This is a genomic window from Xenorhabdus sp. NBAII XenSa04 (assembly GCF_963866145.1).
GTDB lineage: Bacteria > Pseudomonadota > Gammaproteobacteria > Enterobacterales > Enterobacteriaceae > Xenorhabdus > Xenorhabdus indica.
The window spans coordinates 1-15,050 of record NZ_CAWMEB010000063.1; the positions used below are offsets into that span (position 1 = coordinate 1).

10 protein-coding genes are annotated in these 15,050 nt (G+C 42.6%); 6 read left to right on the forward strand and 4 right to left on the reverse strand.

The window, feature by feature from the left end:
* A partial coding sequence (locus AAC147_RS03155) for a non-ribosomal peptide synthetase (protein ID WP_047685584.1) occupies positions 1-3,525 on the reverse strand: 3,525 nt, incomplete at its 3' end.
* Between the two features lie 972 nt (positions 3,526-4,497).
* Between AAC147_RS03155 and AAC147_RS20020 the strand changes: the two genes are divergently transcribed.
* The 5 genes from AAC147_RS20020 (at position 4,498) to bla (ending at position 8,436) form a co-directional block, all read left to right on the forward strand.
* Complete coding sequence (locus tag AAC147_RS20020; RefSeq protein WP_369793172.1) at positions 4,498-4,812, forward strand: hypothetical protein; 315 nt, start codon at positions 4,498-4,500, stop codon at positions 4,810-4,812.
* Complete coding sequence (locus AAC147_RS20025; RefSeq protein ID WP_369793170.1) at positions 4,757-5,038, forward strand: arginase family protein; 282 nt, start codon at positions 4,757-4,759, stop codon at positions 5,036-5,038. Before AAC147_RS20020 ends, AAC147_RS20025 begins: the two co-directional genes overlap by 56 nt.
* On the forward strand, positions 5,010-5,135 hold the full coding sequence (locus AAC147_RS20030) for a hypothetical protein (protein WP_420856055.1): 126 nt from the start codon (positions 5,010-5,012) through the stop codon (positions 5,133-5,135). Before AAC147_RS20025 ends, AAC147_RS20030 begins: the two co-directional genes overlap by 29 nt.
* Positions 5,136-5,462: 327 nt before the next feature.
* Positions 5,463-7,403 carry an exoribonuclease II gene (locus AAC147_RS03165; RefSeq protein ID WP_047685593.1) on the forward strand — a complete coding sequence of 647 codons (1,941 nt, stop codon included), beginning with the start codon at positions 5,463-5,465 and terminating at the stop codon, positions 7,401-7,403.
* 190 nt (positions 7,404-7,593) lie between these two features.
* The gene (gene bla, locus AAC147_RS03170) at positions 7,594-8,436 is read left to right on the forward strand and encodes a class A beta-lactamase (RefSeq protein ID WP_369793171.1); all 843 of its coding nucleotides are present in this window, start codon (positions 7,594-7,596) and stop codon (positions 8,434-8,436) included.
* A 108-nt stretch (positions 8,437-8,544) separates the two neighbouring features.
* On the opposite strand, the gene AAC147_RS03175 is transcribed toward bla, so the two are convergent.
* The 3 genes from AAC147_RS03175 to AAC147_RS03185 all read right to left on the reverse strand — a co-directional run bounded on the left by AAC147_RS03175 (position 8,545) and on the right by AAC147_RS03185 (position 14,152).
* Positions 8,545-9,321, reverse strand: a complete 777-nt coding sequence (locus tag AAC147_RS03175) for an aminoglycoside adenylyltransferase family protein (RefSeq protein ID WP_047685587.1) — start codon at positions 9,319-9,321, stop codon at positions 8,545-8,547.
* A 303-nt stretch (positions 9,322-9,624) separates the two neighbouring features.
* A complete protein-coding gene (gene pulA, locus AAC147_RS03180) occupies positions 9,625-12,438 on the reverse strand; it encodes a pullulanase-type alpha-1,6-glucosidase (protein WP_047685589.1) in 2,814 nt (937 codons plus the stop codon).
* Positions 12,439-12,793: 355 nt separating this feature from the next.
* A complete protein-coding gene (locus AAC147_RS03185) occupies positions 12,794-14,152 on the reverse strand; it encodes an aspartate aminotransferase family protein (protein ID WP_052189787.1) in 1,359 nt (452 codons plus the stop codon).
* Between the two features lie 686 nt (positions 14,153-14,838).
* Here AAC147_RS03185 and AAC147_RS03190 point away from each other — a divergent pair.
* The coding region (locus AAC147_RS03190) for a condensation domain-containing protein (RefSeq protein ID WP_047685591.1) at positions 14,839-15,050 on the forward strand (212 nt) is incomplete at its 3' end.

Here is a 15,050-nt window from a genome sequence, read left to right on the forward strand (position 1 = left end):
TCCTTCGCCGCCGGTCATACGCCCAAACAATACCGTGCCGAATACCACTTTTTCCTGTCCACTGGTTTGTGACAACACCTGCGCCCAGGCCAGATGACACAACGCCGCCAGACTCACCCCCTGCTGCCGGGCCTGACTGCGCAAGCGATTATTCAGCTCAGGCGTTAACATTTGGTGAAATTCCATCACCTGTGAACCGTCACGATGCACCTCTGTCAAGCCAAATGGCAGCGTAGGCTCTTCTACCTCGGCTAACATTTCAGTAAAGAAACGAGTATCTGCTGCCTGACTCATCCCCAACCGGGACTGAGCCACCAGATTGCGAAACGGCACCGGTACAGGCAGGCTCTGCTCTTGCCCTGTCAGGTATGACTGCACTTCACGGTGCATCATTTCCAGCGCTTCATGGTCGCCAATCAGGTGATGGTGCAACTCCAGTAAGAACCAGCGGCCATCAGTTTCCTGCGCTACCACAAAATGCAGAAGAGGAGCCTGACCCAAGTCAAGACGGTAATGGCGCGGGTCAAAACGCTGGCTTAACTGATCAATGACCGGGCCGTTTGCCGGTTCCAGCGTTAGCTCTGTCACTGACAAGGTGGCATGACGACAGACGACCTGCACCGGCACCGATATCCCTTGCCAGACAAAGGCGGTGCGTAAAATATCGTGTCGGTCGATGATCCGTTGCATCGTTGCCACATAACGATCCAGCAAAGCGCGATCAGCAAAAATCATCTGGACGGTCAACAAATACGGATCGCCTTCCTGCGCCAATAAGTGATGGAACAAAATCCCGTCCTGTAATGGCGATAAAGCATAGATATCCTGAATATTTTCTATCCCACCTGGCACTTGTTCAACAATATGGTCAATATCTGCCTGCGTTAAATCCACCAACGGCAGCATCGCCGGGGTCAGTTGCTGTGTTGCGGGAGTAATCATATTGGGCGGAATTTCGATGGTCTGATGCTGTCCCAACATTTTCGCCAAATCGGATAATACGGGTGACCGAAATAAATCACTCGCCGCCAGCGCCAACCCCTGCTGACGCAGGTGCTCAATCATACGCATCGCGAGCAGGGAGTGGCCACCCAATGCAAAGAAGCTGTCATGGCGGCTAATTTGCTTAATGTCCAATAACTCACTCCAGACTGTCGCCAGTATCGTTTCCTCTTTCCCTTGCGGGGCGTCATACGCCTGCCGGACAAACGCTTTGTCGTCGGGTGCCGGTAATGCCTGACGATCCAGTTTGCCATTCGGAGTCTGCGGGAAGCTGCCCAGACGCATAAAGGCTGCCGGCATCATATAATCCGGCAACAGAGTATTCAGATGGGTACGCAAGCTGTTTACCCACTCGTCATTCTCTTCCTCCATCACAGTTTCCGCCACGATATAAGCCACTAACCGCCTACTTTGCCCATCATCCAGTGCCAGTACTGCTGCCTGATTCACTGTTGGATGCTCCAGCAAACAGGTTTCAATTTCCCCCAATTCGACACGGAAGCCGCGGATTTTTACCTGCTGGTCATTACGGCCCAGAAACTCCAGGTTTCCGTCCGGCCGATAACGGGCCACATCCCCGGTACGATACATCCGGGCACCCGATACGGGGCTAAAAGGGTCGGGGATAAAGCGTTCTTCACTTAAAATTGGCTGGTTCAGATACCCCCGCGCTACCCCCACACCACCAATGTAGATTTCCCCTGAGCAGCCTAGCGGTACGGGTTGTCCATTGCTGTCCAGTAAGTAAATACGGGTATTGCTAAGGGGGCGGCCGATGGAGCGATCATCGTCCGAAGAGAAGACTTCTTGACAGGTGGCGGTCACGGTATTTTCCGTCGGGCCATAAGCATTTAATAACCGGGGGCGGTGACCCGCCTGAGCAAACCAGTCCTGAAGGGCTTTTTTCTGCACGGCTTCACTGCCAATAATAATCAGTCTAAGTGCTTCAGGCAGCGCTAATCCCGGCTCTCTGGCGGCCAGTTCAGACCAGAATAACGTAGGCAGTAACATCACCGTAATGCAGTTTTCCCGGGCTAAGGTGATAAATTCTGTCATTGATTCCAGCCAGCTATCATCGCGAATAACCAGCGTAGCGCCATAACATAATGAGGAGAAACACTCCTCAACTGCGACATCAAAGGCAAACGCCGCAAACTGTAATACCCGATCCTGCGCCGTCACGCCATACAGTTCATTGACACCCAGCATACGCTGATAGACCGCCTGATGCTCCACCATCACCCCTTTCGGCTGCCCGGTGGAGCCAGAGGTATAAATCACATAGGCCAGATGCTGTGGCGTTAACGTCGAAACCTGTGGGTTACTGTCCGGCTGATCCGGCTGCATCGTCGGGTCCAGTACCGTCAACTCAGCCATTATCTTATCACCCAATATGGACTGTCCGGTGTCATCCGCCAATATTACGGATGGGGCACTGTCGTTGAGGATATACGCCAGACGCTCAGCCGGGTAGGTAATATCCAGCGGTACATAAGCCCCACCCGCTTTCAGTACCGCGAGTAGTGACACCACCATGGACGGTGAGCGTGCCACGCAAATGGCGACCCGTTGCTCCGGTTCAATTCCCTGCTCAATCAATTGATGGGCCAGCCGGTTAGCACAAGCGTTTAATTCGGCATAACTCAGTTTTTGCCCCTGATACTCCAGGGCTGTAGCCTGTGGGGTCTTCTGTACCTGTTGCTCAAACCACTGATGAATACACAAGGTTTCAGGATAAAGGGTTTCAGTCAGATTCCAGGTTTCCAATAGCAATGTCCGTTCCGCCTCTGGCAATAAATTAAGCTGCCCAATGGGGATGTCATCACTTCTTCCTTTTGATATCAACAATACCTGTAAGTGGTCATCCATGCGCGCAATCACTTCCGCACTCAGGCGATTTTCATCATAGATCCAACGGAAACCGCCCTGCTCATTTATCTGAAGTGTCAGCAATTCACCCGACGCTTTTTGAGCACACTGTCTGCCATCCTGTAACACCGAAACCGCTATCGACCACGGATAATGAGTGCTTAATTCAGAGATGGTGTGCAATGAAGGTAAATGAGAAAGGCGGTCATAACTGAATGTCTGGTGTTGCGCCAGTCGGGTAAGTTCATCATCAACCGCGTCAGCTACCTCACACCACGGATCTTCCCATGCTACTTCAATGCTCATGGGCACCACTGAGGCCAGATTTACCCGGTTATCGTTTAATGCTACCTCCCAGCCGATTTGACATGTCGGCTGCTGAGTCAGCCGCGCAAGATAGATAACAAATGCCTGCAACACTATTCGCCACGGCTCTTTTTGATCACTTTGGGGAGACGGGGACTGCCAACGGCTGATTGCCCAACGGGGTTCAGCAATCTGATGGGGAATGTCGAAAGGTAACTGGAGGGGGTGCAAAGCAGCAAGACGCTGATACCAAAATAATTCATTGGGTGTGAGTGATTGCAAGGTATTTATTCCAGAAAGTGCTTCACCATTAAGACTATTTCCCATTGTAGCAATGTTATCTTTCATTTATTACCTCATCTTAACGAATCTGTTAGTTGTTTGAAAATATTCAGTCTGTAGGATCATCAAAAATATTTTTTCTTACTTTTTTCATTTGACTGGAGAAAAATAAAATTCATGCATAAACATGGATCAAAATATTTAGGCAGTACTTTTTATCAAGCTTTAAATACAATAGCCCGATGAATAGTGATAATGTTAACTTTATGAAATAATAATTTTATTAACAATAAAAAACAATTAGCCAAATAAATTGGAATAGGATATTCTATTTTTATTAACACCCATTTACTATCCCCATAAATAGCAATAAAATCGCAGATTAAAAATACTTAAACCTTAATTTATTTTATAACCATTGAAGACATTTGATTTCCCTACTTCAAGATACAGGCTTAAAATTATTTTACTTATAATAAATCGAATTATTTAATTAGGTTACATTCTTGGGTATTAAAATATATACAATCAATAAAAATATTATTACGCCCAATCGTGCAATAATATATACTCACTTAACTTGAAGATGCAAATTTCATTGCCGGAAAAAATTTATTCGCTTTTTTTCGAAGAGAGACATTAAAAAAATGATGAACACAATAGCAATGATAATAGCTGCCTGTGATAAAAAAATCAGAGAAAATTTTCAAGAAATTCCCCACCAAAATATAATTGGGAATTTAAAATAAACAGCTATTTTTTGCGCAGATATAAGATATTATCTTCGATGATAAGGATAACAAAAAAATCGGATTTTCTGGGTGTAATTTATTTAAAACCAGCATCTTCAAGTTAAATGGATTTATATAGCATAAGTGGAGAAAAATAATCTTGATAAAATTTCACTTTGAACACTACTTGTCGTCATTTCATCAGAAAATTATCAGGTTACTGAATTATCAGATTTAAGATCTGAGTCAATACCGGATTATTAAGTTTTTGTCAAGCGAATCATTTTTATTAAAGGAGCCGAATATTATGGCCAATAGAAATAATAAAACGTTAAGATTAATTTTTCCTCAGTGGCAAGGAGGAAATAATCCTCCCTATTATTTAGGTGCAAAGCTTTTGTCGTGGCTTGCCCCACAATCTGCCGGACCTGTTGAGGAAGTCCCTGTAATTCCACCGTCAGAAATCCCGCCCAGGGAGGAAAATGGAATAGTGGGACGTTCTGTACTAACTGAACAATTATCCATTGCACGTCAATTAATTGAGCAGCATTCTCCTGATTCTGTTGTTGTACTGGGGGGGAGATTGTCTTGTCTCTCTTGCGCCATTTTCTTGGCTGAATGAAAAATATACAGATAAACTGGGGATATTGTGGATTGATTCACACCCTGATGTGCAAACTCCGGTTCAGTATAAAAACGCTCACTCCCATGTTCTCGGTGCCCTGATGGGGAATAGTGATACTGATTTTATTAGTACAGTAAAATTGCCTGTATACATACGCCACTGGAATATAAGGCAAGTTAACTATTTCAGATATTGTGGGCTTAATCAATCGCGCTACTTCTGACACAAAGACAGTCGGTCTGACTATTTCTGAACATCTTCCCTGGGATGCCATTAACCTTAAAGCCATGCTGGCTCAACTTCCACTACTGGGTAAGTAAAAATTAGAAGCATATCAATTCTGTGTATTGAGATTCTGTGTATTGAAAGGCCAGAGTTCATTCGACCTCAGTTTTTTAAGAAGATGTATTCTTCAAGCAAGTGCCAGCGATTTTTATTGATCGCTGGTGCAATAAATCAGTGCGGAAAATGTGGCATACTGCAACCAGAAAAACCTCTACGGCCAGCCAAACATAAACAGTATAATTATTAGTCTTTGCTGACAGTTTTTCGTGTTTTGATAAGATGTTACTTGCTCCATAACCTTGATTCGCGTAAAACTGTTACCCAAAATTACCAATAATAACTCCATAACTCTCCTGATTATTATGTTTCAAAACAATCCGCTGCTTGCTCAGCTAAAACAGCAACTTCACGCTCAAACCTTGCGTGTAGAAGGTTTAGTCAAAGGAACTGAAAAAGGCTTCGGCTTTCTGGAAGTCGATGGTCAAAAAAGTTACTTTATTCCACCACCTCATATGAAAAAAGTGATGCACGGTGACCGCATCACAGCCGCTATTCACACCGACAAAGAAAAAGAGATCGCTGAACCAGAAACGCTTATTGAACCCTTCTTGTCCCGTTTTGTAGGAAGGATCCAGAAAAAAGAAAACGATAACCGTCTATGGATTGTTCCTGATCACCCATTGTTAAAAGACGCTATCCCTTGCCGACCGGCCAATACAGTGACCCATAATTTCGAAAATGGTGATTGGGCTGTTGCTGAAATGAAGCGTCATCCATTGAAAGGTGATCGTGGATTCCATGCAGAGGTAACAGGCTATATCACCCGTGGTGATGACCACTTCGCTCCCTGGTGGGTTACTCTGACACGTCATAATCTGGAACGTGAAGCACCCGCTATGACGGATTGCCAATTGGATGATAATTCTTTTGAACGTATTGATCTGACTTCTCTTGATTTTGTGACCATTGACAGTGCAACAACTCAAGATATGGACGATGCATTGCACATCGCCCGGAATAATGACGGAAGTTTAAAACTCTCCGTCGCCATCGCTGATCCAACGGCTTATATCAAAGCTGACAGTGAACTGGATAAAATCGCTTACCAGCGTAGTTTCACCAACTATCTGCCGGGTTTTAATATTCCTATGCTGCCCCGCGAACTATCTGATGATTTGTGTTCGCTGCGTCCAAATGCCCGACGCCCTGCTCTGGTTTGTCAGGTTTCCATTCTGGAAGATGGGCAACTAGGTGATGATCTTCAATTTTTCACAGCCTGGGTCGAATCGAAGTTCAAATTAGTTTATGACGAAGTTTCTGACTGGCTGGAAGGCCAGGATGGTTGGAAACCGGGTTCTGATGCTGTTGCTGAGCAAATCACACTGTTGAAAGAAATGTGCGAGCGCCGTAACAACTGGCGCCAACAGCACGCCCTTGTGTTCAAGGAAAGACCAGATTATCGGTTTATTCTTGATGAAGGGGGGAATGTGGCTGATATTGTTATCGAGCAGCGCCGCTCCGCCAATCGCATTGTTGAAGAAGCAATGATCGCGGCTAACTTGTGTGCGGCAAAAATCCTGCGCGATAAATTAGGTTTCGGTATTTATAACGTTCATACTGGATTTGAACCAGCACAAATTGAGCACGTTGTTGAAGTGCTCAAGGAACACAATATTGAAACCTGCCATGAAACTCTGTTGGGATTAGAAGGGTTTTGCGAATTGCGTCGCGAACTGGATAAACAACCGACGCAATTCCTCGATAGCCGTATTCGCCGTTTCCAGACTTTTGCGGAAATCAAAACAGAACCCGGCCCACATTTTGGACTCGGTTTTGATGCTTATGCAACCTGGACATCTCCTATCCGTAAGTACAGCGATATTATCAACCATCGTTTGCTGAAAGCGATTATTCAACAAACAGAAGCAGAAAAGCCAGCCGAAGAAATTTGCCTGCAATTATCCGAGCGTCGACGGGCAAATCGTATGGCTGAACGTGATGTAGGCGATTGGCTCTATGCCCGTTTTCTTGCCCCTCACGCTGGTACGGATCAAACTTTTTCCGCTGAAATTATTGATATCACTCGTGGTGGATTGCGTGTTCGCCTGGTTGACAATGGCGCAATTGCTTTTGTCCCAGGCCCATTCCTGCATGCTGTTCGTGATGAACTTCAATGCAGCCAAGAAACAGGTTCCGTATTAATTAAAGGCGAAACAGTTTATCGTCTGAATGACATTATCAATGTGCGTCTTGAAGAAGTCAGAATGGAAACCCGTAATATTGTGGCACGCCCTGTTAGTTAAACTTGTTAGTAAAACTTAGCAGAGAAATACCCAATAAAACGGGACTTCCAGAACAATAAACACACTGCCGCTATTATAAGCGGCATTTTTACAACAAATATTAAACAATTATTCAGATTTTCATATGAAACTTCTTACACTAAAATTCACGCGCATTACCGCAGCAATTTTACCTTTATTCAGTGCATTAATGACTTCACCTTCCCAGGCATCCCCTACTCAGCCTAATACGGCTCAACAAGAACAGATTATTAATCAACTTATCGCCTTAGAAAAAAGTGCTAATGGGCATCTTGGTGTGTTCTTAATCAATACAGCAGACAATTCAACCATCGGTTATCGGGCAAACGAACGTTTTCCGTTGTGCAGTACCAGTAAATTTATGGCAGCCTCTGCGCTTTTGAAAAAAAGCGAAAAAGATGAAAACTTACTGAACCAGCGTATCAACTACAAACAATCCGATGTTGTTGAATATAGTCCGATTACCGAAAAACATATTGCAAGCGGTATGACATTAGCAGAGTTGAGCGCAGCAACTTTGCAATATAGTGATAATACAGCTATGAACTTGCTACTTGACCAATTAGATGGCCCGCGTGGTTTGACAAAATTTGCCCGTACTATCGGCGACAATAAATTCCGGTTAGATCGCAAAGAACCTGAATTGAACTTAGTCAAACCGGGTGATGAACGTGATACATCGACACCTCAAGCTATGGCGGAAAGTTTATACAAGTTGACCTTAGGTAATATGTTAGCAACCAATCAACGTGTGCAACTGGCAGAATGGCTAAAAGGAAATACAACGGGTGATGCCAGTATTCGTGCCGGAGTACCAAAAGATTGGGTTGTGGGAGATAAAACGGGTCTCTGTGACTACGGGTCAACCAATGATATTGCCGTGATCTGGCCGACGGAAAACAGAGCGCCATTAGTATTGGTCACTTATTTCACTCAACCTGGCGATAAAAACGCTAAAGCCCGTCGTGATGTACTGGCAGAAGCAGCCCACATACTGATTCAAACTAAATAAAGATCGACAATGCTACGCGGTTAATTTACGGCGTAGCTTGAGAAGATTTATGGAAATATATAACTGCCATGGATTAAATAACTTACTCACCAAATTACCGGTGGTATGTCATAGATTCGTTAGCACACAATTGTGCAGTGAACTTACCGTGAGCTGCAATTCTTGCTGACGATTTCGCCAATCTTCTTCACCTCCTCTCAAATAGGTCTCCCGCGCATCGGCTAAAACTGCGGCCTGTATGGCAGGAAGGCGAGCAGCCGCCCAATCGGCAGCAACATCCTTAGAGACAAACTCTCCAGTAACTAATGTTCGCCACATACGCGCCAGCGTTAGCAGAACATTACGTTCATCTCCCTGTAGCGTTTCAATTAAACTCGGCAAGACATCTTTAATAGCTCGACGTATGTCCGAACCCGGAATAGCGGGCAAAAGACTGCTCGCGTCCGGGCCGACCAGAGGTATCGCTTCCTGTCGTGATTGAGCCAACACCAAGGTCAATTCTGGATCACAAACAGACTTGGGAATTTCGCCCACCTCATATTCGCAACGTAGCCATTCACCGTAAATGAATTCGCATCGGGCTGGATAAAGCGATACAGCAAGATCGGAGCGCAAAAAAACAATCAGTTCAACAGGACGACGTCCATCAGGATCAGAAGGATATCGGCCCGATATTATCATTAAATCGGCAGCAAGACATTCCCGAACCACAGACGTCATCGGCCGGTCAATGATTACGAGCAAATCTACATCGCTGCGAGGACGAAGACCGCCAGCCACAGCCGAACCATGAAGATAGACAGCTACCAGCGATTCCGCTAATTGCTTTTGAATGATCAACAACGCTTTATCTGCTTCGGAAGGAATAGGTACTAAGCAACTCATTTTTGAATATAGCCAGGATGATATTTCTAAGGATTTTATCTCCTCATGCGGCTTCGTCAACCCTATTTGACGTTGTTCGTGAAGGGAAAGATTGGCAGTCTTTCGCATGTGGTATATCAAACAAAGCTTAATTGAAGCTACAAACCGACCCTGCCCGCCCTAAACATTGACTGACAGAAACAGGGGTCGGTTATCGGTTCATGCCTGACCAGTTATTAACATTCTTCCCACAGTGAATAACGGGGCCTTACAGCATCAGGTAAAATATTCGCTCAAGAGACTCAAACAGCTTGCCCGGTTTTGTTATTTCTTACGAACAGGTAAACCTGTTCCACGCATTCCTTCTTGCGGTAAAACCAGTACGGCTGCCGACCATGCGGGCATTGTTACTTCGCCATCCTCAGTGATCCGTATCCCTGCTGCCAAAGATGTCTTGCCCAATTCACGTTGAATATCATTTAATTTCAATCCGTTGACATTAAGATCTTTAACAGTCACAGACCAAGATGCAGCGTTAATAACGACAACCAAGCCATCAAACCGCCAGTCAAGATCACGTGGAGTCATATTGCCATCATCAATCGTCATGACCATTAAGCCCATTTGCTGCTGAGGACCAACATTAACAAAATCGACACGTTGTCTGACAACAGCGCCATTACCAAGAGCCATCAATGGTGAAAACTGACGTAACTGCAATAACTCCTGATAAAACGCCATCATCTGTAATAATTCATTTTGACCTGGTTTTTTCACCTGATTTTTCACACGATTAATCAGTGGGTAATTCTTACCATCATCACTCTGTGCTGGCAGCCCCACATCATAATTATTGTCCTTATAGTCATAACTAACACGATTAAACCAATCGCCAGCGTTATAAGAATCACGGGTAAAGGATTTTGAACGCAATAATTCTGATCCATGTTGATCGAAAGCCAGACCTTGCCCAAGAAATACTGTAGCCAGGGAGATCGCCTGCATACGAACCCGTGTTATCAAATCCGCTTCATAGGCAGCTTTATAGCTAATAATGTCCCACAATGTTTGATTATCGTGTTTAGATACATAATTCAGTACTTCAAGCGGGGCTGATGCATAACCCGCAATAGCGCCCTTATAATCAATTTCGCTACCTGTTTTCACTGCCCCGTCTTTATCGATCATGACAAAATCAGCCAGATTACCAGCCATGCCAAGCCGAACCAGATCCCATAAATGACGAACGTTATCGGCATCTAACCTGGAAATTTCATTAGGCAATATTTCAGCACCATTACCGACCCCCTGATTACTGCGGATACTGTCGGCAATATCAAATGGCCCACCGCCACGCACCGCATCACGCAATCGGTCAGAGAAAGTACCAATGCCAGTTCCTTTAAGATTGATTTGAGAAGCTGTTTCGAATCGATCATCCTGCCCAGAATTCCACCCTTCGCCGAAAAAGTAGATCGATGGATTAATCGCCCGTACTTTTTCTAACGCTGATATCATTTGTGCTTTAGGATGATAACCCATTAAATCGAAACGAAACGCATCTATCTTATAATCTTTAACCCATGTCACCAGTGAATCTTCGATCAATTTGGCAAACATGCGATGCTCCGGCGCAGTATCAGAACAACAGGTATTATTTTCAACCTTGCCTGTTATTTCATCCAAACGGTGATAATACCAAGGTACAATCTTATCCAACACCGATGTTCTGGATGTCGGGCCTGCTGCATTGGTATGGTTGTAAGCAACATCCATGATTACGTTCATTCCCAATTGTTGCTTGATGGCCTGCACCATGGCACGAAACTCTTTTATACGAACAGAACCTTCCGGCTCAGTAGCATAAGAGCCTTCTGGTACTGAATAGTGAAACGGATCGTAACCCCAGTTATAAGAATCCGTTTTTGCCACCATCGTATTCAATTCTTGCACTTGCGGATTATTGATATTGTCATCACGCCGCAACTGCTGCAAAACCTCCCTCACAGTTAATGAACTATGGCAAAATGCCGCAAAACGACTGTTCTTCACTATGGGATTGATTTGACACAGACGGCTAAAAGGATGATCGAGATCAGCCACCTGATGACTAAATTCATTGATGGAAGCAATATCAAACACAGGCAACAGTTCTATATGAGTCATTCCCGCCTGACTTAATGCCTTAAGATGCTTGAACATATCGCTGTTATTGTCAGTCAGTGCCAGATATTTACCACGCCAGGCTACGGACACCGTACTGTCTGAAGCGGAAAGATCACGGATATGCGCTTCATAAATGGTCATACGTGCAATATCGGCTGGCGTATTTTGTGGATGTGGTGCCAACAGGTTATCCCAGTTGTGGGGCTTTAACACTTCATCATTCAAGTTGACGACCTGACTATATTCCGAATTAGCAGACAAGCTATAAGAATAGGGATCGGTCACTTCATAGTGTTCTACATTGCGAGATTGAGGATGATAGACCTGTAAGGCATAGCGGTAATAAGCTCCAATCAATTTCTTGTCACCTTGCCATGACCAGGAACCACTGGCTGTATCACGTTGCATGACATGATTAGCGATAACCTGTTTATTTTGATCATAGATAATCAAACTTACCTTTTGTGCCGTGGGTGCCCACAACCTGAAAATCACACCTTTATTATTGATCCTGGCCCCATATTCCAATTTATCAGCCGCATCGGCGAAACGATCGTCTAATACCCCCGCCGTTTGTACTTGAGTTGCCGATATAAATAGACCTTGCTCATTGGCCGAAAAAACCACCAAATCTCCGGTCAGGAGTCGATCAATATCCACGTTTTCAGGCAAGCGGAAAGCTGGCCACTTTGCCAAATGTGGGAATTTTTTTACTGTTTCCTGACTTAAAACTGTTGGTGTGAGTGTCAGATAATTATCAGTAAAATAACCCTGGTCATTGGCCTCTACCTTATTACTTTGGTTGTGATATAAGCGAATAACAGATTTACTTTCACCTCCTGACCATAATAACGTCTGCCTGTCAATCCAATGTGCAGAAGCCTGAGAAATTTCTGGCACAGAATGAGAGGTGTTAGTACGACAAAGATAGATTTCTTCACTACCTGATATTTGCTTCACACGATGTGCCATCAGTTTCTCCTGATTTTTGAACAAATAACACTTGTTTTTCATGAAACTATTTTTAGTAAAATGATTTAATATAAAACTACTTTGTGCACAGCTTGTAAGTAATAAAATCAATAGGCTATTCAATACAAAAAGATAAACCTTCCTCCAGAAGTTAGATTTCACAGTTAAACCTTTTTACTTAAAAGATAACATTAATCATTTATACCCTATTGGGTTTCAAGATGCAGCGCGGCAGCAAGGGAGTAATCCCCAAGCGCATAGATAACGATGTGATTGGGATGAGTGAACCGTGTAATATTATCCCGGTGCCTAAATATCTTTTTTATCATACCACGTAACAGACACCGGATTAACATTATCCTTTTTTGTGAGTCATGTTATTGTAAAAAACAAAAACCTCTTCAAGAATTTGAAACGCTTCGTTTACGGTTTTAATATCAATATTTAATGGAGGTAATAACCGAAGAACAGTATCATTACGGCCACCAAGCTCAGTAATAAGTCCATGTTGCAATGCCAGTTTCTGCAATTCTTTAGCACTTTTCTCATCAGCATCTTCGAGCTTAGGATCTAATATTTCCACCCCTAACATAAGGCCTTTCCCACGAATTTCACCAAGGAATGGAAATTTAATTTTTAATGCATTCAATTTCTCAATGATTATTGAAGACATCGCTTTTACATTATCCAGTATGTTTTCTTGCTTAATTATTTGAATAGCTTTTACTCCCGCACTAAAAGCAAGCTGATTTCCTCTAAATGTACCTATGTGATTTCCTGACAGCCAATTTTTATATGCTTTTTTATAAAACATTAATGATGAAGGAAGCCCTATTCCGCTGGTTCCTTTTGATGTGACAAAAATATCAGGCTCTATATTATACTGTTCGAATGCATACCACGTCCCGGTTCTGCCACAACCTGTCTGAATTTCATCAATAATTAGAGGAATATTGAATTCTCTCGATAATTGATAAATTTTAGATACAAAAGATTTTTCGGCAACATAAAGACCACCTTCTCCTTGTACTAATTCAAGGATAATTGCTGCGATATTTCCAAGGCCTGAGTTTGCATCCCTTAATGCAGATTCCAGAAACATGCCAGCATCAAGTTGCTGTGAATTCATCACCCAACTGGTTTGAGAATGTGATTCTGAGCCAAAGGGGAAAAAATGTACTCCTGGCATCAAGCCCAAAAAATCTTTCTTCATTTGGCGATTGCCAGTGACTGCTAAAGCGCCAGTAGTACATCCGTGGTATCCACCTCTAAAACTGATAATTTCCTGATGACCTGTTGATACTTTAGCTAATTTAATTGCAGCTTCCACTGCATCAGCTCCTGTAGGCCCACAAAAATGTAGTTTATAAGAATCCCGCAGCTTTTCAGATAACATACTAAAATGCGCTTCAGTAAATGTTTCTTTTATTGGTGTAGGAAAATCTAAACCAAGACTTAGCTTTTTCGCCTGTTTACATACCTCATCCACTAATTCTGGGTGCGAATGCCCCAATGGTAATGACCCTGCTCCCAATAAAAAATCGATAAATACGTTACCATCAACATCTTGCACGTAAGAACCACACGCGCTGTCTAAAGCTATTGGTAATCTTTTCGGATAAGATATTGCATCGGACTCCCATTGGACTTGTTTTTGTAAAGCAATTTTTGATTTTGGTCCAGGAATTTCAGTTTTAATTATTGACTTTTTCATTATCCATTCTCTTTTTTAATTTAAACTTGAAATTGTTCATAACTGCATTGATAATCTAAAGTTATTTTAAATAAACAAATAAGCTATTTTTACAAATTTAAGCGTAAAATATATATGGTAAATTTTTAGTCCTTGCTTTGTAAGGCATTCACTTAATCAAGCAACGAAATAGTTTTAAACCAATGGACTTAACATCAATGCATTTTAATTATAATCCTCCCTTGCAATAATTTCATCACATAATTCCACACACTCATCTTATCTATTTTACCTCTTGATTTGAGAATAAAAATATTAATAATAAGTTCATTAAAGATAATTTCTTACTTGAAACATCATTAATTACTCTCATAACAAATAATATATCAAATAATAATTATTACAAAATTTCTTATTGGTTTTTATTTATTCCACATCTGATAATAAGGGGTAATAAAATATATCAACACCCAAATAAACACCAAATTCAGTAACATGTTAAATATTTTCACTCGTGTTCTCTGACGGGAAATAACAGCTCAAAATGAAAAAACAGCCAGTATTTTCTCGCAATAACCAGGGCTAGGTTTTTGCTATTTGTTTGAGTGTTCCATAATCATTTTATCTAAGTGTAAAGGTAATTACTAATTTAATAGAACAATTATTATGTTTTTTAATATGCATATAAAAAAAGGGAGCTATATAAAGTGAATCACCCTGAAAATATGAAACCATTTGCCTTATCTGAAGCTCAGAATAGTCGTTGGTTTCAATATCAAATTAACCCAACCCAACGGGGAAAAAATAATAGTGCATTTTGTGCTCGGGTTAAGGGTTTAACTGCTGAACGTTTAGAAACTGCAATGAATCATCTGATAAAACGGCATCCTATGTTACGGTCTAAATACCTTTTCATAAT